Genomic DNA, 20,459 nt, shown 5'->3' with positions numbered 1-20,459 from the left:
GCATTCACTTCAATAGCTCCCGGCATACAGGTTTGTCGTGGGGCACGCCCAGCAGTTCGCAGACGGTGCCGCACAGGTCGGTCTGTTTCGGCGTGGCGTTGGCATCCAGGCTGAAGGCATCGCCGAGGACGAACAGCGGCACTTCACGTTCTTCCGGCAGCAGGCCGTTGTGGGAGCGGTCGTTGTTCATGCCGTGGTCGGCGGTCACCAGCACTTGGCAGCCTGCGTCGAGCCAGCCTTGCAGGTAGTCAGCCAGGATGATGTCGGCCGAGCGTGCGCTGTTGCGGTATTGCGCGCTGTCGAGGCCGTGCTTGTGGCCGGCGTCGTCGATGTTCATCGGGTGCACCAGCAGAAAGTCCGGCGCGTGCTTGAGTCGCAGGTTTTCGGCGTCGGCGAACAGGTGGGAATCGGGGTAATGGTCATTCCAGTAGAAATGTCCGTGCTGGATCGCCAGCGTCGTGTCGTCGGTATGGCGATCACGGGCGGCGAGAAAGGGCGAGCGGTTATACAACTCGCTGACCCAATGGTAAGCCGCAGCCGCAGTGCTAAGACCTGCGTCGGTGGCGTAATGGAAAATGCTGCGCTGGTTGGACAGGCGCGCGACCTGGTTGTGCACGATACCGCTCTGGATCGGTGGCACGCCGGTTAGGATGCATTCATAGAGCGGGCGGGACAGCGAGGGCAGTTCACATTCCAGCTTGTAGAGGGCTGCGCGTCCTGCGCCGACATAGGCCTGCAAGTGCCCCATGGCGTGTCGGGCAACCTCGAAGTTCAGGCCGTCGAGCACGACAAGGATGACAGTGTGCTTCATGGGGGAGAGCGCTCCGCAACGATTGACTTGGCTCAATTCCTCTGGAGGAACGGGGTCAGAAATGTGGGAGGGGGCTTGCCCCCGATAGCGGTGTGTCATTCAACGGATTTGTTAGCTGATCCACCGTCATCGGGGGCAAGCCCCCTCCCACATTGGATCTCCACTGGAGCTCCAATGTGGGATAAAACCCTTACTTCATCTCTACGATGACTTGCTCATTCCACAGCTGCGGCAGCTTCTTGGAAGTCGCTTCCCAGGCATCGGCATCCTTGATCGGTTGCGGGTTGGCCTTGGTGTACTGCTCGCCCGGAATCAGGTTCTTGGCGATTTCAGCTGGCAGTTTCAGGTCGGTTTCCGCACGGATCGGACGCGCATTGCCCTTGGCCAGGTTGAGTTGGCCGGCATCGCTGAAGATGTACTCGCGGGTCAGCTTGGCGGCGTTCGGGTGCTTGGCGTATTTATTGATGATGGTGGTGTAGCCGGATTTCACCGAGCCGTCCGAGGGGATCAGCACCACGTAGTCATCCGGGTTGGCCATCTTGGCTTTGTAGCTCAGGCCGTTGAAGTCCCAGACGATGCCTACTTCGACTTCACCTTTTTCCATGGTGGCGATGGTCGGGTTGGACAGGCCGAGCCGGCCTTGCTGGGCGATCTTGGTGAAGAACTGCAGGCCTGGCGCGATGTTCTTTTCATCGCCTTTGTTGGCGATGGCCGCCGCCAGCACGGCGTTGGAGGCCTGGGCTGCGGTGCTCACGTCACCCACCGAGACTTTGTATTTGCCGGTTTGCAGGTCGGCCCAACTGGTTGGGACTTCGGAACCGTGCAGCAGCTTCTTGTTGACGATAAACGCGATGGTGCCGGTGTAGGCGAGGGCCCAGTGACCGTCTTTGTCTTTCGCCCAGTCCGGCACCGAAGCCCAGGTGGACGGTTTGTACGGCTGGGTGACTTCCTGCTTCACCGCAATCGGACCGAACGCTGCGCCGACGTCGCCGATGTCGGCGCTGGCGTTGTCTTTCTCGGCCTTGAACTTGGCAATCTCCTGGGCCGAGCTCATGTCGGTGTCGATGTGCTTGAGGCCGTAGGTCTTGGCCAGGTCTTCCCAGGTGCCTTTCCAGTTGGCCCAGTCATCGGGCATGCCGACGCTGTTGACGGCGCCTTCCGCTTTCGCGGCGGCTTCCAAGGTTTTTAGATCGGTATCAGCGGCCATGGCGGCGGTGCACATGGCAATGGTCGAGCCTAACAGTGATGCCAGGAAAAGCTGTTTCATCCGAAGCTCCTTTGGGCGTTTTCAACGCTGCGTTTTTATGAACGTTTGCGGTGGTGTTGGTCTAGGTCAGAGCAATACCTGAGCCAATTTAGGCTCGATGGATGACAGTTTCATGTCGTTGTCGTTTTTAACGCGCCGATGTCGCTCGGCACAGGCTGAGCGTAGACCATGCCCAAGTGCCCGTAGGCTCTGGACTTGGCCGGTGTATTGCAAGAGGTGCGGCATGCACTTGAGGCGGGCTGTCATCTGTCGGTCATCTGCAATGCCTACGCTTGTACGCAGTCGCAAGGGCCCGATTGCGGAGCTTTTATGCACCTGAACGGTGCTGGTCTAGTCCAGATAGGTAACGTTGATGCGTGATGAGGCAATCAAGGCGGTGACATCCATCGGCCTGGCGCTGCAAGAGCAGATCGACCATGGACTTTTGCCGCCTGCAAGCAAACTGCCCGCCGAGCGCAAGCTCAGCGAGTTGTTCGGTACCACCCGAATTACCGTGCGGGAAGCCTTGTTACAACTTGAGGCCCAAGGGCAGATTTATCGCGAGGAACGCCGGGGTTGGTTCGTATCGCCGCCACGATTGGCCTACAACCTGATGCAGCGCAGCCACTTTCACGCGATGGTCAACGACCAGGGCCGTGTGGCGTCCACCGAAGTGATTTCGGCACGCCTGCAACCTGCATCGGCGGCGGTGTGTGCATGGCTACAACTGCCGGCATTGTCCAGCGTGATCCAGATCTGCCGAAGCCGGCGGATCGATGGGCGACTGGTGTTGTATGTGGAGCACTACCTGAACCCGCAATATTTCCCGGGGATTCTTGAGTGCGACCTGAATCAGTCGATGACCGAGTTGTACGTGCGCAAATACGACTTGCACTACGGACGGGTGCGCTTCGAGATTGTGCCGACGTCACTGCCGGTGGAAGCCGCCGCCGCATTGCGCGTGTCGGTGGGCAGCCCGGGTTTGCGGATTGCTCGGGTTAATTATGACCAGCACCAGCGCTTGATCGACTGCGACCTGGAGTTCTGGCGGCATGATGCGATTCATGTGGGCGTGGATGTGGTTTAACCACCGCTCTCCCGGCGCTGAGCTTGCTTCTGTAGTGAGCAGGCTTGCCCTGCCCTGGGCTGCAAAGCAGCCCTAAAACAGGATGCTGGTCACCCCCATATCAGTGACTGAGCGTCTTGATCACCTGATCCACATTGGTTTCCAACTCCGTCACCGGGTCTGCACCGTCGACATTCAGCACCAGCAATGTCGAGCCGCCTGCCGTGATGGCGGCTTTCACCGCTTCACTCGGCTGGCGATGGTGCAGCACCACGGCCACATCGTTGTCCTTCAATTCAGTACTGAGTGTGTGCAACGCCTCAGGCGTCCACTCGGCATCAGGTCGCGCATCGGTGCTGATCAGTTCCAGGTTCAGGCTGCTGACCAAATACCCAAAGTGATCGCTCAAACTGACCACACTCAGGTTGTCCGCCTTGGCCAGCCGGGCTTCGCTGTCGGCGGTGAGCTTGAGCAGGCGTTGCTTGAGTGCAGCCAGATTGGCGTCGATTTTCACCTTGGCGCCCGGTGCCAGGCGGCTCAGGTCGGTGGACAAGACATCGGCCATGCGCCCCAGGTTATTGCTCGATTGCCATGGTTGGCTGTTCAAACCGTCAGCGACGCCCGGCTGCACGGCGATCCCCGGCAACCCGCCGTCCACGGGGCGTGCGGCATCGACTTCGACAATGCGGATGTTGCTGCGCCGTGCCACGGGGTACAGCGGATCATCTGCCCACAGCGAGCGCAGGCCGATGGCGGCGTCGGCGTCCTGGGCCAGCGCGCTCAGTGCGGAGGCGCCACGGCCGGTGAAGTACGACACCTGGCGCGAGCCCGGCAGGTTGGCCGGGGCTGCGCGCTCAAGCTGCACGTCGGTGCCTTTGAGCAGCACCTCGGCCAGGCCATAAGTGATTGGCAGCGACGCCAGCACCTTGACCGGTTTGGCGGGGTGGGCAGCCGATTTGACTGCCTCGGCGGCGATCAGCGGCGGAGTGATTAAACAGGCGATGGCCAAGGCGAGAGGCTGAAGAACAGAGCGCATTATCCAAGGTTCCCTTTGAGGCTGGGCACGGTGCCGCGTGCGATGGCGGCAAAAGCGAAAGCGATACCGGCCATCAGGATGATCGCGGCACCGGAAGGAATCGGCAGGTCGAAGATGATCGGCAGCAGGATCCCGCACAGGGTACTGACAGTGGCGATCACCACCGAGACCCAGAAGAAGCCTTTGAGCGACTGGCTCAACAGGCGCGCCGCCGCCGCTGGAATCACCAGCAGGGCGCCGACCAGAATCGCGCCGATGACCTTGACTGCCGCGACGGTGATCAGCGTCACCAGAATTACGAACAGATAATCGAGGGTCTTCACCGCCACTCCGCGCACTGCCGCCAGTTGCGGGTTGAAACTGGCGAGCATGATGCGGTTGTACAGCGGCAGCGCCAGAGCCATCACCAGCGAGCCGACAATCGCCAGCACCAGCAGATCGTTACCGTTGACCGTCAACACCGAACCAAACAGCACGTTCTCCAGGATGTGCACGTTGATCTTGCCCGCCAGGATCAGCAGCAGGCTTGCGCCCAGCGCCAGGGACACCGACAGGAACACGCCGATCAAAGTGTCCGGCGCCAGGCCGGTGCGGTTACGCAGGTAATTGAGCAGGATGCCAAACAGCAGGCAGTAACCGAACAGACTGCCGTAGGGGCCGGTGTAGGGTTCGCCGAGCAAAATGCCCACGGCGACGCCGGTCAGCGCAGCATGGCCGACGGCTTCGGAGAAAAACGCGAAGCGCTTGACCACTACCAGCGTGCCCAAGCCGCCGAGCACTGGGCCGATCAGCAAACCGGCGAGCAGGGCATTGACTACAAAACCATAGGCCAGTGCCTCCGGCAGGTAACCGGCAGAGGCCCAGCCCTGGACCATCAGGCGAAACGCTTCATAACTCATTGCGCCGGGCTCCGAGGGTGGGTGGAGAACAGGGTCAGCAGGCGATCCGGGGTGAGCGCCTCCTGTGGTGTGGCGTCGAACAGCACGCGGCGGTTAAGGCCGGTAACGCGGTCGGCCAGACGGCCTACGGCTTCGAGGTCGTGCTCGATCCACAGCACGGTCATCCCGGCGAGGCGCCAGTCACTGAGCAGGCGTTCGAACACCTGGATGCCCGCTTCATCGAGGGCCGACATCGGCTCATCCAGCACCAGCAATTGCGGCGCAGGGATCAAGCCCTGGGCCAGCAGCACGCGTTGGCGTTCACCTCCGGACAATGCACCCATGCGCCGCTTGCGTTTGTCCTGCATGCCGACCCGTTCCAGAGCCTCGCCAATCGCCGCGGCGTAATGCTTGGACAAGCCCAGAAACGCCGGGCGCCGCTGGCACATGGCGGCCATGAAATCGTCCACGGTCATCGGCAAACCCCGGTCGAATTCCAGCGCCTGGGGCACATAGCCGATTGTGCCCGGCGTGGTCGGCCACTGCAGGCTCAAGCGACCCTGATGCGGCGTTTGTCCCAGCAGGGTTTTGATCAGCGAGCTCTTGCCGCCGCCGTTGGGGCCGACCAGCGCGTGGATGCTGCCCGGCTGCACCTGGAAACTCACGCCGTCGAGGATCACGGTGCGGCCCAGGGTCAGGGACACCGTGTCGAAGTCGAGTGTCGGGCCGACGCTGGCGACCTTCAGGGATTGTGCCGCCGTCATGCGCCCGACTCCTGAATCGCCCGGACCACCGTGTTGAGGTTGCCGGTCATTTCCACTTCGTACTTTTCAGCGCTGTATTCGCCATAGGAAATATGCGACAGCGGGTACAGCTTGACCCCGGATTCACGCTGGATGGTGTCGACGTAGGTGGAGGGGAAATCCATCTCCGAGAAGATCACCTTCACGTCCAGGGCGCGCAGTTCGTCGATGGTCTTTTTCAACTGGCTGGGGCTGGGCTCAATGCCGTGGGCCGGCTCGACCACGGCGGTGACTTCCAGGCCGAATTCACGCAGCAGGTAGTCGTAGGCCGCATGCACAGTGGCGACGCGCAGGTCCGGGTTAGGCGCGCTGGTCAACTTGGCGAGGGCGTCGGCGCGCATCTGGCGCAGGCGTTTGCCATAGGCACGCGCGTTCTGGGTGTAGGTCTTGGCGTTGTCCGGGTCGAGCTTGCCCAGCTCACGGGCGATGTTGTTGACCTGGGCAATCGATGCACTGATCGACAGGAAGGTGTGCGGGTTGACCACCTTGCCCGCACCGCGCGCGGCATTGCCGGTGGCGGCCAGCAACGGCAGGTTGGCGTTGGCTTCGATCACCGGGATGTCCGGGCGCTCGCTGGTGGCGATCATACGGTCGGCGAAGTCGTCGTGGCCGACGCCATTGAGCACGATCACGTCCAGGGTGCCGATGCGCTTGATGTCTTCGGCGCGCGGCTCGTAGGCGTGTGGGTTGAAACCTGCTGGAATCAGCGGCACCACGTCGGCCTTGTCGCCGACGATATTGGCCACGTAGCTGTAATAAGGGTGCAGGGTGATGCCGATACGCAGGCGTTTAGCCGCTTCGGCGTTGGCCAGCGGGGCGAGTATCAGGCTGAGCAGGCTGACCAGCAACAGGCGCAACAGGGGAGATGAAATAGACATGGGCAATCGGTCTTCTCGTTCAGTGACGGTGCTGGCGGGTAACGCCGGCATCGAATTGCGCGACCACTTGCTGCCAGCCGGCCGCGATCAGCGCCTGGTCAGTGAGGTCGGAGGGGGCGGCCAGGTCTTTGCGGCGGTTGAGCCAGATATCCGGCTCGGTGCCTTGTACGCGCATCAGCAGTGAACCGCTGGTGGTCGGCGCCTGGCTCAACCCGAAGTAGGCCGCAGGCGCCAGTAACTGCCAGCGGTGATCGCCACGGCTGACCGAACTCGCATCCTGGGCGAACGGCGCGAAGCCTTCTTCGGCCAATTGCCCAGGCGTCGGCAGGGCGCTTTGCTCTTGCTGCAGCAAGTGGATTTCATCCAGGGTCACCCGCAAGTCGGCGTAGATACCTTGCTCGGCGGCGCTCAGGTCGCGGCGGGCGTCCAACTGGTGGCTGGGCACGGCGGCCACTTCCTGGGATTCGCCGTGCAGCGCCACCACCGTGCCGGCGACCGCGAGGATGATCAGGCACAGCAGCAGGACGTAGAGGGTTTCGTGGCCAGCGCCCGCGGGACGTACAACGTGTGTCGTACTCATTGGGACTGGATATCCGCTTGGTCGATTTCAACGACGTGGCCAGGGCCGGCGTCAAACAGCACGTAGAACTCGGCGGATGGCTTCTTGAAGGTCAGGGTCGAATCCTGGCCGAGCTTGCCGGGCACCAGGATGGTTTCGTCGTAGCCGATCACATCCAGGGTCACGCCGGGCGCACCGCTGCCGTCGGAGAAGCCGCCCTTGCACTGGATCTGCTCGCCGGGGATTTCCTTGCATTCGCACATAGGGTTGTGGGCCAGGGCCACGGTACTTAAACCCGCGCACAGCAACAGCGCGGCGCGGGACAGGTGCTTGATCATCATGGTTTGACTCCTTGCTTGTTCAGCCAGGCAATGGTGGCAGGCGAGGCCTGGCTCAGCGGGATGGAACCCTGGTGCATCGTGCCGTCCCAGCCTTCCATGGTGACCCACAGTTCGGCGTCGGCAGGTGTGCGTTCAGGGACGGGCAGGGCAGCGCCCATGCGGTACGGTGTGCCAAAGAAGATCACCCCGGCCGCGCGCAGGCTGCGTGGCTTGCCGATGCGCAGGTAAGTAGCCTTGACCTGGTCGGCACAGGTGTCGCACAGGGCGGCGTTGAAGAACTTCATCGGGCCGGCTGGGTCCGGGCTTGGGCCCTCATTGCGGAACTCGGCGAGGGTCAGGCTCCAGGGGCCAACCTGTACTTCTCCGGCCACCCGCTCGCCGATACCCGCGTCACCGCGAAACAGTGCGGCATCGGCAAAATACTTGGGCATGAAGCCCAGAGGCACCAGCAGTAGCAGAACATTGATATGGAATCGCCATTTCAGCCAGAAAGCCCGCAGGGGAGTCGGCGGTGTCGCTGCGACCTTGCTCATCAGTGGCTCTCCGAAGTTTCAGCCTGCAAGGCCGGGGTGGAAACAGGCTTGCGCTGGGTCTTGGCCTCGCGCTTGAGGGCATTGAGGGTGGCCAAGGCGGTGCGCTTGGTCCATATCAGCAAGCCGCTCAAGACCATCATGCTCAGCACCAGGCCGAAGAACGCCCAGATCAGCTTGATCCACAGTCCGCCAAAATCGCCGGTGTGCAGCGGGCGCATGGATTCGGTGACGAACTCAAGTGCGGTGCGGTCGGACAGGAGGTGCGAGACAGCGATTTCGCCGCTATAGGGGTTGAGTTGGGCGGTTTGGTACATCAGTGGGTACCAGCCGCGGCCGCCGATTTGCAGGTGGCTGTAGGCGTTGAAGGGCATGCGCACGAAGCTCGCTTCCAGGCCAGGGATGCGCTGGGTCGCAATGGTGATGGCTTCATCCAGGGGAATCATCGGTGCCGGCACACCTGCTGCCGAGGACGGTACTTTTTCACGGGCGATCACCGGGACGATGGGCTCGCTGGAAATTGAAATCTGGTTGTCCCCCAGGATCGCCTGGATCAGGAACCAGGTGCCGGTGATGGAAATGACTGCGATAAACCAGATAGACCAAATACCGCTCAGGCGGTGGAAGTCACCCCAGAAGATTCGCGCACCGTGGCGAAACCGCAGGGTTGGTTTGAAAAAACCTTTCCAGAAGCGCTTGTAGACCACCAGCCCGGTAACCAGCGAGGCCAGCAGCGGCAGACCAAGCAACGACACCAGGTACCAGCCCCAGCTATAGCCATTGGTGAACGGCACCAGCCACCAGCCGTGCAGCGCACGGGTGAACTGACGGAAATTGAACGACGGGCTGATGCCCTGGATCGCGCCGGTGTAAGGGTTGACGTAGACCTCAAGCGAGCGCCCGTCGGGGTAGCTGAGGTCGACACTCAGGGCGAAGTGCGACTCATCTGGGCGGCTGAGCGATTGGACAATCACCTCGGGCTCGGCACGCTTGATGGCGCTGATCACTTGGTCGTAGCTCAACAGTTCGGCGTCATCCGACGGTTTGCTCGCGCGGATATCCGGGTTGGCCAGCCAGACGATTTCCTGGCTGACCACCGCCAGGGTGCCGGTGACGCAGACGATCAGTACAAAGAACCAGATGGGCAACGCCAGCCAGCTATGTACGAGAAACCAGAGTTTGGAGCGTGACTTCTTCGACATGTAAATGAGGGGCTTGATCGGAGGGGGGCGAGGGAGGCCCGGAAAAGGCCAGTCGTAGCTTTTGCTGACGCGACAGGCTGTATCTAAATAAGACGGATGAGAATGAGAAATCCCTAACCCGGATATGAAAGAAAATGTTTCAGATTCACATTCGGTGGTTTTTTACCCGTTTATCGAACACGAAACATGTTCCGAGCTATCACCGAGCAGGCGTTGATAGGGCCGGCGCGCTGCGTAGGATGGGCTTGGCCGTTGAACGGCCCGCCCAAAATGACTGCCAGAACCCTTTACGACACATACGCGTGGGTGGCGCCGAAGGCTTTCTTGTAGCGCTCGATGCCCTCGGTGGCATTGTCGATGCGCAGGTCCGGCCTTTCACGATAGGCCACGCCAATCAAGGGCTCCGGCGGTTACAACGAGAAAGCTCAACTGGGCTCGAGCAATTGCGCACCAGGCCCGCGCTCACCCAGCAGGTCATCCTGATTGCGCAGCGGGCATGCTTCCAACGACAAGCATCCGCAGCCGATGCAGCCGTTGAGCTTGTCGCGCAGCAGCATCATTTTGTTGATGCGCTCGTCCAGGTCTTCGCGCCACAGTGCCGACAAACGTTCCCAGTCTTTGGCTGTCGGGGTGCGGCCATTTGGCAGCGTCTGTAATGCCTCGCCAATCGTCGCCAGGGGAATCCCCAAGCGCTGGGCGATCTTAATCACCACCACGCGGCGTAATACATCCCGCGGATAGCGCCGCTGATTGCCCGCGTTGCGATTGCTCTGAATCAGCCCCTTGGTTTCGTAGAAGTGCAGGGCCGTGACGGCCACGCCGCTACGGGCGGCCAGTTGGCCGACGGTGAGTTCCTTGGTAATCATGAAAACTCCGATTAAGCGCTTGACCTTGACTTAACTGGAGGTTTTACCCTGCGTGGCATCGAATCGCAAGATTCTGCCTACAGTGGAAGGGGAGTATTCATGCAGGTATCAGAGAAGAATCTCGGCTTCACTCAGCTGATCGAGTTCCATATCGAGCCTCAGCAGCAAGTTGCCCTGGTGGCGGCCTTGTCCACCCAAAGCGAGCGTTTGGCCCAGGGCCATGACGGATTTCTCAGTGCGAGCGTGCAGGTCAGCGATGACGGCCGGCGGGTGCTTAATTACCTGCAATGGACGTCCCGAGCGCACGGTGAGGCAGCGTTCAAGCGTTTTGAGCAGGGTGAGGAAGACTTCTGGACACTGATTCGCGCCCATCAGGCCACGGCGGTGACCTTTGGTTCGTTCCAGGTGCTGCGCAGTTTTGAGCGCAGCCATGACAATGCATTGCACTGCCGTCTATATGGATAAATGCAGCATCCGTTCACCTTGCACGTTCTCCCCCGGCCGACGCTTATTCACCGCCAATTCGCCAATCTTGATCAGGCGTGTGCGCGTGACGTTACGGCTCAGGCCCAGCAGGTTGGCGGTATGCACCTGGTTGTAATGGCTGAAACGGTAAGCGGCCCGAAGCAGGGCGTCTTCGACCTTTTCATGCAGGGCGCCAGCCTGTTCTTCAAAGAGCTTTTGGAAGGCGCGCTCCAACAAGGCTTCGGCGCTGTTGTCGGTGCCGTGCTGACTGTCGTCCTGGCGCTCAATGCGCATGTTCGACAGGCGTAAATCATCCCGTTCGATCACGCCGTTACGGCAGATCAGCAGGGTGTGGTGGATGACGTTTTCCAGTTCGCGGATATTGCCTGGCCAGCTGTAGCTCTTGAGTTTTTGTTCGGCTTCGCGACTGATCGTGATCGGGCCGTAGCCCAGGCGTCGGCTGTAAGCCTCGATAAAGTGCCGGGTCAACGGCAGGATATCGCCGGGGCGCTCGCGCAGCGGGCTGAGTTCCAGGCTCACCACGTCGAGTCGGTAGTAGAGGTCTTCGCGGAAATGCCCGGCGTTGATGGCTTTTTCCAACTGCACGTTGGTTGCAGCCAGTACGCGCACATCAATCGGAATGCTCTTGCGCGAACCTAAGCGTACGACTTCGCGTTCCTGTAGGACACGCAGCAATTTGACTTGGATGGCCATCGGTAAATCGCCGATTTCATCAAGGAACAACGTGCCGCCATCGGCTTCTTCGAACCAGCCAGCCTTGGCGCTGAGGGCGCCGGTAAAGGCGCCTTTTTCATGGCCGAACAGTTCGGCCTCCACCAGGGATTCAGAGAAGGCGCCGCAGTTCACTGCCACGAACGGGCGGTTGCGCCGCGCGCTGAGGTTATGAATGTGGCGCGCCACCAGCTCTTTACCGGTCCCGGTTTCGCCGATGATCAGCACGCTGGCTTCGCTGGGCGCCACTTGCTGGATATGGTCGAGCAGCGCCTGGGATTTCGGGTCTTCGAAGACCTGGGCCGTGGCGCGAATCGAGGTCGCAAGGGCGGGCGAGGGCGGTAGGGTTAGAAGCTGCACGGGCACCTCTTTTTTATGAGTAGAACGTAGGAATCGGCAGGGATTGGTTCAACGCCCAGTCCCCCAGTTCATGGAGCTTGTAGTCCACCGGGTCGTGCAGGGTTTGCGTGCGCAGGTTGCGCCAGTGGCGATCCAGGCGCAGGGAGGCATGGGTTGAACGCGCGCCGGTGACTTCAAACAGACGGCTGCACAGATCCAGGCCTTGGCGGGTGGCGGCGACCTTGGCGGTGGCGATGGCAATTGCCAGTTGGCCGCGCTCGTGTTCGCTGAGGTTTGGCCCTTTGGCCCAGGCTTGGTCCAGTAGCTCGGCGGCTCGCTCCACCAGCAGGCGCACGCCTTGGAGGGCCACCCAGAACTCGCCGTAGTGGTGGAGCACGTAAGGATCCTGGCGCACGTCCTCGGCCGAGGATTTGTGCCAGGCACGGGTTTCGGTGAGGGTGTAGGTGCGTGCTTCTTCGAATGCGCCTTCGGCAATGCCGAGAAACATATGGGTAAAGGTCAACTGTGCGATCAGCGGGCGCAGGCAGGCGAACGGTGTGCTCAGCGGGCCTGGGTCGAGCAGCAATTCCGACTCTTCGACGCGCACCCGTTCGAAGCTGGCGCTGCCGCTGTCGGTCTGGCGTTGGCCGATATTGTTCCAGTCATTGTGCAGAGTGATGCCGCTGCGCCCACTGGGGATGGCGGCAATCAGCAGTTTGCCGCCGGCATTTTCATCCACCGCCGAGGCGATCAGCATTTCCGAGTCGCTGGCGCCGGAGCAGAAGCTCTTTTTGCCGGAGAATTCGCGCCAGCCGCCGAAGTCCTTGACCACGGTGCGCGTGTCCAATGGATTGAGGGCGTTGCCCCAGAACCAGTTCTTGCGGGCGGTTTGTTCGAACCAGGGTTGCCATTGGTCCGGGCGTGAAAACAGGCGCACGGTGGCCAGCATCAGATGATGAAAGCCGAAGACGTGGGCGATGGAGCTGTCGACCTTGGCGAATTCGCGCACGATGCCCAAGGTGTCGCTCCAGCGGGCGCCGAGGCCGCCGTATTGGGTGGGAATGCTCAGGGCCAGCAGGCCGCTGTGGCGCAGGGCGTCACGCTCGGTTTTGGGTGTGCCGCCGCGCTCGTCGCGTTCGACGGCGCTGAGGGCGAATTCGGCGGCCAGCAGTTTGGCGGTCTGCAGGGGAGATGGCAGGACGCTGTGGGGTTTGGCTGTCACGGGTATTCCTCTTTATTGGCAGCAGCGGCCCGGGCCGGTGCCGCCGCTGCGCCGATCAGGCCTTGGCCGGCAGTACATCGTTGGCAATCATTTCGCCGAACGGGCCGGTGAGGTTGGTGATACCGCGTCCAGCGAGGCTGGCGTAGGGTTCCGGCAGCAGCGGGAACACCAGTTCGGCGAAGCGATAGGCCTCTTCCAAATGCGGATAGCCGGAGAAGATGAAGCTCTCGATGCCCAGGTCGGCGTATTCCTTAATGCGTTCGGCCACTTGTTGCGGGTTGCCCACCAACGCGGTACCGGCACCGCCGCGCACCAGGCCGACACCGGCCCACAGGTTGGGTGCGATTTCCAGGTTGTCGCGGCGCCCGTCGTGGAGGGCGGCCATGCGGCGCTGACCTTCGGAGTCAAAGCGTGAGAAGGATTTTTGCGCGGCGGCGATGGTGTCGTCGCTGATGTGCTCGATCAGTTTGTCGGCGGCTTTCCAGGCGTCTTCTTCGGTTTCGCGCACGATCACATGCAGACGAATGCCAAACTTCACCGTACGCCCGTGGCGCGCGGCGCGCTCACGCACATCGGCGAGTTTTTCCGCGACGGCGGCAGGCGGCTCGCCCCACGTCAGATACACATCCACCTGTTCGGCGGCGAGGTCGTGGGCGGCGTCGGAGGATCCACCGAAGTACAACGGTGGGTAAGGCTTCTGCACCGGTGGGTACAGCGCCTTGGCGTTTTGCACGCGCAGGTGTTTGCCTTCGAAATCCACCGATTCACCCTGCAATACGCGGCGCCATATCCGTAGGAATTCGTCGGAGACTTCGTAACGTTCAGCGTGGTCGAGGAAGCTGCCGTCGCCACGGTTTTCGTCGGGGTCGCCACCGGTCACTACGTTGATCAGCAGGCGGCCGTTGGACAGGCGATCCAGGGTGGCGGCCATGCGTGCAGATACAGTCGGTGAAATGATGCCGGGACGAATGGCCACCAGGTAACGCAGGCGTTCTGTCAGCGGTACCAGCGCCGAGGCGATGACCCAGGAGTCTTCACACGAGCGGCCGGTAGGAATCAACACACCGTAGTAACCCAGGTTGTCAGCCGCCTGGGCGACTTGCTTCAGATAATTGAGCGTGACGGGCCGGGCACCTTGGGTGGTGCCCAGGTAATGACCGTCGCCATGTGTCGGCAGAAACCAGAAAACATCCATAACCAATCCTTAAGCGATTTTCAGCAGAGAAGGGGAGTGCGCTGCAAACAAGGGTGCAGCACGTTCTGCCGCAAGGCGTATCCGCCCCTTCAGGGGCTCACTGGTTATTTGGTAGTCGGTGAAGTCGGCTTCGGTGGCGTACACACCGATCGGCAGGGTCAGGGCCTGGAAGAAGGCGAACAGCGGGCGCAGTTGATGATCGAGGACCAGCGCGTGGCGTTCGCTACCGCCGGTGGCGGCGAGCAGCACCGGGGTGTTGATCAGGGCGTTGAGACCGACTAGATCGAACAGGTGCTTGAGCAGGCCAGGGTAGGAACCGCGATAGACCGGCGCGGCGACGATCAGCAGGTCGGCCTGTTCGATGGCCAACAGTTGGGCTTCGACTTCGGCAGGCAATTCATCGCGCGACAGTGCACCGCCCAGTGGCCGGGCAATGTCGCCCAGTTCGATCAGTGTGGTCTGGATTGGCAGCAGGGTGGCCAATTCGGCCAGCACAGCTTGGGTCAACACTAGGGTGCGCGACGGGCGCCAGGTTCCGCCGGAGAGGGCAACGACATTCAGTGGACGGGTCATGAACAGTTCCTTTTTCAACAGTGGTTCATAGCAAGTGAGGTGCAAGGTGTTGAGCAAGAGCTGTACCAACGGCTGCAGGCCTTGATTGGCTTGGGCTGTGGCTCACTGCTGAAAAATGTTGCTGTTGCCTGCCTGGTGATTTGTTGAATGGCTGTTGCCTGGGCAACAGTTGCTTGGCGAACAGTGCCTGGCAGAATTGGAGCTAGTTATAGAGGGTTACTGTTATTCCGTAAATGAACGTATTTCCATATTTATAGATCATAAAGAAATATATGAGGGGGGCTATTGGAGGGGGCTTCGGCGGTTGATAGCGACTATCACGGACGGTGATTTTTCACCGAATGACGTCGGGAGTAGCCTGTGTTCATTGACTCGAAACCTCCTTTGCAGAGCCGCCGCCATGAACCGATTCCTCTCCGTTTGCTTATTGATTGTCAGCGCCGTACTCGCCGGCTGTGCGAGCCATCCATCGCCAGAATTACGTCCCTACTCTGCCGAAGAGACCAAGCAATTGGCTCTTGAAGCGCTGAGTCGTCGAGGCTTGTCGTTCGATGAATATCAACAGCAGCGTGCGGCACTGACCGGTCAGCCACAGAAGTCCTTCGGCTTTGATCGCCAAGGTGAAATGAATGCCGAGCGCGACGTCGTACTTCATGGTCGTCCCAGTTGATCGCGTTCTGCGCAGCAAAAAGCCCGAGGCGCCCTTTAAGGACCTCGGGCTTTTTGTTTTCCATGGCGCGACTTCAGCCTGTTAAGCTGAATTTCAGGAGCGTTCCTACGCACATTTACTTAAAGTTGTCCTTCTTTAATGGCATTCGATCCGGTAGACATGACGACCTCTGTTCCGGCCGATGCTCCTGAGACGCCGCTCTCGGGAACCTGCTTTGCGAGTCTTAACTGTCATGAATAAACGTCCTTTGTATTTCGACTACGCCGCCACCACCCCGGTGGACGAGCGGGTCATCCAGGTGATGGTCGAGTGCCTGGGCTTCAACGCCAATTTCGGTAACCCCGCGTCCAGTTCCCACGCTTACGGCCAGGCGGCCCGGCAAACGGTTGAACAGGCGCGTCGCCAGGTGGCCGAGTTGGTGGGCGCACAGCCTGAGCAGATCGTCTGGACCTCCGGCGCCACTGAATCCAACAACCTCGCCATCAAAGGCGTGTTCCAGGCGCGGGGTGTGGCCGGTGGGCATATCATCACCAGCCAGATCGAGCACAAGGCCACGCTGGACACCGCGCGACAGTTGCAGGAAGCCGGCGTAGCCGTGACCTATCTGGTACCCGACGCCGACGGTTTGATCAGCGTCGACGCGGTCAGTGAGGCGTTGCGCGAAGACACCTTCCTGGTTTCGCTGATGCTGGTGAATAACGAACTTGGCACCCTGAATGACATCCCCGGCATCGGCGCGCGGGTGCGTGAACACGGCGCGCTGCTGCATGTGGACGCGGCTCAGGGAGCAGGCAAGGTGGCGATCGATCTGGCGCAATGGCCGGTGGATTTGATGTCGTTTTCTGCGCACAAGTTGTACGGCCCCAAGGGTATCGGCGCGCTGTACGTCGGGCCTCGGGCGCAACAGAAGGTGTTGGCGCAGATTCATGGCGGCGGACACGAGGGCGGCTTGCGCTCCGGCACGTTGGCGACCCACCAGATTGCAGGGATGGGCACGGCATTTGCGCTGGCGGCGCAGTCGTTCACCGAAGAGAAAGCGGTGATCGTTGCGTTGCGGCAACGCCTGCTGGATCAGTTGGTTTCGATCGCCGGTGTACGCCTCAATGGCAGTGCCACGCAACGTATTCCCCACACCCTGAGCCTTACGTTCGGCGAAGGTGAGTTCAATGCCGCGGCATTGAGCGCCGGTATCGCTTTTTCCGCGACGTCGGCCTGCAATTCTGCGAGCAATGCACCGTCCCACGTGTTGCTTGCCCTTGGCCATGACGCCCGCTCGGCCGGCCGCACCATTCGCTTGAGTCTGGGGCGGTTCACTACCGAGCAGGATATTGACCAAGCGGTGCTATTGATTAAGGCCGCACTGGCCAGCGCGCCGGCCTTCTGGGCCGTCTGATTTTCACATAACAATTATTAGTGGTTAGCAGGAGACACAATGAGCACGCAGCCTTTGACCCATGGAACGGTTCCCCAGCGCCTGGCGCGCACCCGCGAACTGATGAGCCGCGAGGGCATCCACGCCCTGCTGGTGCCGTCGGCTGACCCGCATTTGTCCGAATACTTGCCGGGTTACTGGCAGGGCCGCCAATGGTTATCGGGTTTCCATGGCTCGGTGGGGACGCTGATTGTCACCGCAGATTTCGCCGGCGTGTGGGCCGACAGCCGTTACTGGGAACAAGCGACCAAGGAGCTCAAGGGCAGCGGCATCGAGCTAGTAAAACTGCAGCCGGGCCAACCTGGACCACTGGAGTGGCTGGCCGAGCAAACTCCGGAAGGCGGTGTGGTGGCGGTGGACGGTGCAGTGATGGCGGTCGCTTCGGCGCGCACCTTGAGCGCCAAGCTGGCAGAACGCGGCGCGCGCTTGCGTACCGATATCGACGTGCTCGATACGGTTTGGACAGACCGTCCAAGCCTGCCGAACCAGCCGATTTATGCGCATCTGCCACCGCAAGCGACCGTTAGTCGTGGCGAGAAGCTCGCTGCACTGCGCGCCAGTTTGAAAGAGAAGGGCGCCGACTGGCACTTTATCGCGACCCTGGACGACATCGCCTGGTTGTTCAACCTGCGTGGCGGCGACGTTTCATTTAACCCGGTGTTTGTATCGTTTGCGCTGATCAGTCAACAGCAGGCCACGTTGTTCGTGGCGCTGAGTAAAGTCGACGCGGATCTGCGTGCTGTGCTTGAACAGGATGGCGTGGCGTTGCGCGATTACAGCGAGGTCGCGGATGCCTTGCGTGCAGTGCCGTCGGGTGCAGGTTTGCACGTCGACCCTGCCCGCGTAACCGCCGGCTTGCTGGAAAACCTGGATGCTGGCGTCAAGTTGATCGAAGGGCTGAATCCGACCACATTGGCCAAATCACGCAAGAGTCTGGCAGACGCCGAGCACATCCGCCGGGCCATGGAGCAGGATGGCGCCGCTCTGTGCGAATTCTTCGCCTGGCTGGACAGTGCGCTGGGCCGTGAGCGCATCACGGAGTTGACCATTGATGAACACCTGACCGCAGCCCGTACCCGTCGCCCCGACTATGTGTCGCTGAGTTTCAACACTATTGCCGCCTTTAACGCCAATGGCGCAATGCCCCATTACCACGCCACCGAGGAAGAGCATGCGGTGATCGAAGGTGATGGCTTGCTGCTGATCGACTCGGGTGGCCAGTACTTGGGCGGCACAACGGATATCACACGCATGGTGCCTATCGGTACGCCGAGTGAGGAGCAGAAACGAGACTGCACCCGGGTGCTGAAGGGCGTTATTGCGCTGTCCCGTGCGCATTTCCCGAGGGGGATTCTATCGCCTTTGCTGGATTCCATTGCCCGTGCGCCGATATGGGCTGAAGGTGTGGACTACGGCCACGGTACTGGGCACGGCGTAGGTTATTTCCTCAATGTGCATGAAGGTCCACAAGTGATTGCTTATCAGGCCGCCGCCGCTCCGCAAACGGCGATGCAGCCGGGGATGATCACTTCCATTGAGCCGGGTACGTACCGGCCGGGGCGTTGGGGTGTGCGTATCGAGAACCTGGTGCTGAACCGCGAAGCGGGCAAGACCGAGTTTGGTGAGTTTCTGTCGTTTGAAACCCTGACGCTTTGCCCGATCGACACGCGTTGTCTTGAGCCGTCGCTGCTCACCACGGATGAGCGCGCGTGGCTCAACGCGTATCACGCGCAGGTGCGTGAGCGCTTGAGCTCGTTGCTGAGCGGCGCGGGGCTAGAGTGGTTGCAACTGCGTACGGCAGCTATCTGATCTGAAGCAAACGCCGCCTGCGATCTGCTTGCAAGCGGCGTTCAAGGATGAGTGTTAATCGAGAGCTGATTGGGCACGATGAGCAGTCGAGGATGACTGCTCGGGGGCGATTACTTACAGATAACGATCATGCTGCGGCTGGTGTACCCGGCAGGATTGATGCCAAAGGGATAGTCCCCGGGTTCCTCGGAATTGTCACCGGACTTGGCGATGACCCGATATCCCTTGGTACCGCAAGAGTTGGTTGCACTGGTGTAGCACTGGTCCCAAGAGGAGGACAGGCCGGAACAGTTGATATGCAGTCCTCTTTTTCCCCGTTTTACTTCTGTCTTGGTAGTCGCGGCACAGCCAGCAATGGCTACGACCATTAACACTATCAAAATTCGCTTCATTCCCATCCTTAATAGCCACTTCCCAATACTTGAAGCCGGCTCTACTCGCTCTCGAGTGTAGTGTTCGCGCTGTCCTTGTCGAAAAACTCCATGAATGACATTCGTTTAGCGCTTAAACATGGCCTAAATGAGCGGCAAATGCCAGAGGTACATTCAAAGATGATTCAATCCGCTGGAACCAGTGGTTTCGAGTCATTGCGCATCGTCAGCGTCGCGCCTACCGAGGCCAGGATAATGCAGGTAATGGCCAGCCATTGTGCCAGTGATAAGTACTCTTGCAGAAAGAGTAGGCCTGAGAGCGCGCCGAATACGGGTTCGATGCTCATGAGGGTGCCAAAAGTTCGTGCAGGGAGGCGCGTCAGCGCTACCATCTCCAGGGTGTAGGGCAGGGCAGTGGACAGAATGGCGACGGCGATGGCTATTGGAATCAGCGCAGGCGTCAACAAGGCACTGCCAGCGTGGACGATGCCTATGGGCGCGACAAACAGTGCTGCGATCATCACCCCAAGAGCCGCGGTCTGGACGCCGTTGTCGTTACCTGCTTTCTGTCCGAACAGAATGTAGAGTGCCCAGCAGACTCCCGCTCCTAAAGCATAGGCTGCGCCAACTAAGTCGATACCATTGCTCGCTTCTCCCATGGGGATCAATAGAAGCAGGCCGACGATTGCGAGGGCAATCCACAGGAAGTCCACCGCCCGGCGCGACGCGTAGATGGCCACTGCAAGAGGTCCCGTGAATTCTAGGGCTACGGCGATGCCCAGGGGCACGCTGCGCAGTGACATATAGAAGAGGAAATTCATGCCGCCCAGGGCCATTCCGTAGATGACCACGGTGCGCAGGGACTTGGCGGTCAGCTTGGCGCGCCATGGTCGCAATATGAGCAGCATAATCACACTGGCGAAAATTAGGCGCAGGGTTGTAGTGCCTTGTGCGCCTACAATCGGGAACATGCTCTTGGCCAACGAGGCTCCTGACTGGATGGAAGCCATGGCGATCAGCAGGAGGCCGACAGGAAACAATGCCGAGGCCAGGCTGCGGGGAGAGGTGGTCATTGGGATGTACGTCCGATGTCATATTTGAGTAGCAGAAGCTGCTATGATGCTTAACTACTTGGAGTTGAGCAATATATTGCTCAGTGTTGTGCGGGTGGCTGTCTATATATAGAAGGACATGAAGGTTGGTGGGGGACTTGATAGAAAAACCAAATTAAAGGTTGACGTAAAATTCTGGGAGCCTATAATTCGCCCCACTTCCGGCGCAGTCGAAACGTAAAACTCCTTGGTAAACAATGAGTTACGCAGTTTTCGGCAGTAAGTTGCTTCAGTTCATCGAAGCCAAAAGGAAGTTGAAAAAGAGGTGTTGACAGCAGCGTGTAACGCTGTAGAATTCGCCTCCCGCTGATGAGAGATCAGAA

22 protein-coding genes are annotated in these 20,459 nt (G+C 60.4%); 5 read left to right on the top strand and 17 right to left on the bottom strand.

The genetic code is table 11. The annotated features are described in order from the left end of the window. Positions 1–4 precede the first annotated feature (4 nt). The gene (locus AOA61_RS27575; RefSeq protein WP_095184297.1) at positions 5–811 is read right to left on the bottom strand and encodes an alkaline phosphatase family protein; all 807 of its coding nucleotides are present in this window, start codon (positions 809–811) and stop codon (positions 5–7) included. Positions 812–1,001: 190 nt separating this feature from the next. After that, a complete protein-coding gene (locus AOA61_RS27570) occupies positions 1,002–2,078 on the bottom strand; it encodes an ABC transporter substrate-binding protein (RefSeq protein ID WP_032886007.1) in 1,077 nt (358 codons plus the stop codon). A gap of 352 nt (positions 2,079–2,430) precedes the next feature. On the opposite strand from AOA61_RS27570, the gene AOA61_RS27565 reads away from it, so the two are divergent. Next, positions 2,431–3,144, top strand: a complete 714-nt coding sequence (locus AOA61_RS27565; RefSeq protein WP_032886008.1) for a UTRA domain-containing protein — start codon at positions 2,431–2,433, stop codon at positions 3,142–3,144. 100 nt (positions 3,145–3,244) lie between these two features. On the opposite strand, the gene AOA61_RS27560 is transcribed toward AOA61_RS27565, so the two are convergent. The 9 genes from AOA61_RS27560 to soxR form a co-directional block, all read right to left on the bottom strand. Further along, positions 3,245–4,159 (bottom strand): metal ABC transporter solute-binding protein, Zn/Mn family, encoded by a 915-nt coding sequence (locus tag AOA61_RS27560; protein ID WP_099603151.1) that lies wholly within the window; start codon positions 4,157–4,159, stop codon positions 3,245–3,247. Continuing rightward, positions 4,159–5,058: a metal ABC transporter permease gene (locus AOA61_RS27555; RefSeq protein WP_099603150.1), complete on the bottom strand. Its 900-nt coding sequence runs from the start codon at positions 5,056–5,058 to the stop codon at positions 4,159–4,161. Before AOA61_RS27555 ends, AOA61_RS27560 begins: the two co-directional genes overlap by 1 nt. After that, positions 5,055–5,801 (bottom strand): metal ABC transporter ATP-binding protein, encoded by a 747-nt coding sequence (locus AOA61_RS27550; RefSeq protein ID WP_032886012.1) that lies wholly within the window; start codon positions 5,799–5,801, stop codon positions 5,055–5,057. The genes AOA61_RS27555 and AOA61_RS27550 overlap by 4 nt, the downstream gene beginning before the upstream one ends. Then, positions 5,798–6,718, bottom strand: a complete 921-nt coding sequence (locus tag AOA61_RS27545; protein ID WP_099603149.1) for a metal ABC transporter substrate-binding protein — start codon at positions 6,716–6,718, stop codon at positions 5,798–5,800. Before AOA61_RS27545 ends, AOA61_RS27550 begins: the two co-directional genes overlap by 4 nt. Positions 6,719–6,737: 19 nt before the next feature. Next, a complete protein-coding gene (locus tag AOA61_RS27540) occupies positions 6,738–7,298 on the bottom strand; it encodes a DUF6162 family protein (RefSeq protein ID WP_032886014.1) in 561 nt (186 codons plus the stop codon). Next, positions 7,295–7,618, bottom strand: coding sequence for a hypothetical protein (locus AOA61_RS27535; protein WP_032886016.1), 324 nt, complete (start codon positions 7,616–7,618; stop codon positions 7,295–7,297). The genes AOA61_RS27540 and AOA61_RS27535 overlap by 4 nt, the downstream gene beginning before the upstream one ends. Next, on the bottom strand, positions 7,615–8,151 hold the full coding sequence (locus AOA61_RS27530) for a thiamine pyrophosphate-binding protein (RefSeq protein ID WP_099603148.1): 537 nt from the start codon (positions 8,149–8,151) through the stop codon (positions 7,615–7,617). Before AOA61_RS27530 ends, AOA61_RS27535 begins: the two co-directional genes overlap by 4 nt. Next, the gene (locus tag AOA61_RS27525) at positions 8,151–9,350 is read right to left on the bottom strand and encodes a PepSY domain-containing protein (RefSeq protein WP_099603147.1); all 1,200 of its coding nucleotides are present in this window, start codon (positions 9,348–9,350) and stop codon (positions 8,151–8,153) included. The genes AOA61_RS27530 and AOA61_RS27525 overlap by 1 nt, the downstream gene beginning before the upstream one ends. Positions 9,351–9,775: 425 nt before the next feature. Further along, a complete protein-coding gene (gene soxR / locus AOA61_RS27520; protein WP_032886019.1) occupies positions 9,776–10,216 on the bottom strand; it encodes a redox-sensitive transcriptional activator SoxR in 441 nt (146 codons plus the stop codon). 99 nt (positions 10,217–10,315) lie between these two features. Here soxR and AOA61_RS27515 point away from each other — a divergent pair, with 99 nt between their 5' ends. Further along, entirely contained in the window at positions 10,316–10,681 is a 366-nt protein-coding gene (locus AOA61_RS27515; protein ID WP_032886020.1) for an antibiotic biosynthesis monooxygenase, read from the top strand. Here the strand turns inward: AOA61_RS27515 and AOA61_RS27510 are convergent. Genes AOA61_RS27510 through msuE form a run of 4 tightly spaced genes read right to left on the bottom strand, consistent with a single transcriptional unit; the run spans position 10,670 to position 14,742 of the window. Continuing rightward, positions 10,670–11,773 carry a sigma-54-dependent Fis family transcriptional regulator gene (locus AOA61_RS27510; protein WP_032886021.1) on the bottom strand — a complete coding sequence of 368 codons (1,104 nt, stop codon included), beginning with the start codon at positions 11,771–11,773 and terminating at the stop codon, positions 10,670–10,672. The genes AOA61_RS27515 and AOA61_RS27510 overlap by 12 nt on opposite strands. A gap of 13 nt (positions 11,774–11,786) precedes the next feature. Then, positions 11,787–12,974 (bottom strand): acyl-CoA dehydrogenase family protein, encoded by a 1,188-nt coding sequence (locus AOA61_RS27505; protein ID WP_032886022.1) that lies wholly within the window; start codon positions 12,972–12,974, stop codon positions 11,787–11,789. A 55-nt stretch (positions 12,975–13,029) separates the two neighbouring features. Beyond that, entirely contained in the window at positions 13,030–14,169 is a 1,140-nt protein-coding gene (gene ssuD, locus AOA61_RS27500) for an FMNH2-dependent alkanesulfonate monooxygenase (protein WP_032886023.1), read from the bottom strand. Positions 14,170–14,178: 9 nt separating this feature from the next. After that, positions 14,179–14,742 (bottom strand): FMN reductase, encoded by a 564-nt coding sequence (msuE, locus tag AOA61_RS27495; protein ID WP_099603159.1) that lies wholly within the window; start codon positions 14,740–14,742, stop codon positions 14,179–14,181. A gap of 400 nt (positions 14,743–15,142) precedes the next feature. On the opposite strand from msuE, the gene AOA61_RS27490 reads away from it, so the two are divergent. The 3 genes from AOA61_RS27490 to AOA61_RS27480 all read left to right on the top strand — a co-directional run bounded on the left by AOA61_RS27490 (position 15,143) and on the right by AOA61_RS27480 (position 18,653). Further along, a complete protein-coding gene (locus AOA61_RS27490) occupies positions 15,143–15,412 on the top strand; it encodes a hypothetical protein (RefSeq protein ID WP_081797672.1) in 270 nt (89 codons plus the stop codon). 232 nt (positions 15,413–15,644) lie between these two features. Further along, entirely contained in the window at positions 15,645–16,805 is a 1,161-nt protein-coding gene (locus tag AOA61_RS27485) for a cysteine desulfurase family protein (RefSeq protein ID WP_099603146.1), read from the top strand. Positions 16,806–16,844: 39 nt separating this feature from the next. Next, positions 16,845–18,653, top strand: a complete 1,809-nt coding sequence (locus AOA61_RS27480) for an aminopeptidase P family protein (protein ID WP_099603145.1) — start codon at positions 16,845–16,847, stop codon at positions 18,651–18,653. A 110-nt stretch (positions 18,654–18,763) separates the two neighbouring features. Here the strand turns inward: AOA61_RS27480 and AOA61_RS27475 are convergent, their stop codons facing one another. Then, positions 18,764–19,045, bottom strand: coding sequence for a hypothetical protein (locus AOA61_RS27475; protein WP_032886026.1), 282 nt, complete (start codon positions 19,043–19,045; stop codon positions 18,764–18,766). A gap of 164 nt (positions 19,046–19,209) precedes the next feature. Beyond that, positions 19,210–20,097: a threonine/homoserine exporter RhtA gene (rhtA, locus tag AOA61_RS27470; protein WP_099603144.1), complete on the bottom strand. Its 888-nt coding sequence runs from the start codon at positions 20,095–20,097 to the stop codon at positions 19,210–19,212. Between the last annotated feature and the right edge of the window lie 362 nt (positions 20,098–20,459).

The sequence above is a fragment of the Pseudomonas sp. 2995-1 genome, assembly GCF_002742505.1.
GTDB lineage: Bacteria > Pseudomonadota > Gammaproteobacteria > Pseudomonadales > Pseudomonadaceae > Aquipseudomonas > Aquipseudomonas sivasensis.
This window is presented reverse-complemented; position numbering and strand designations above follow the sequence as displayed.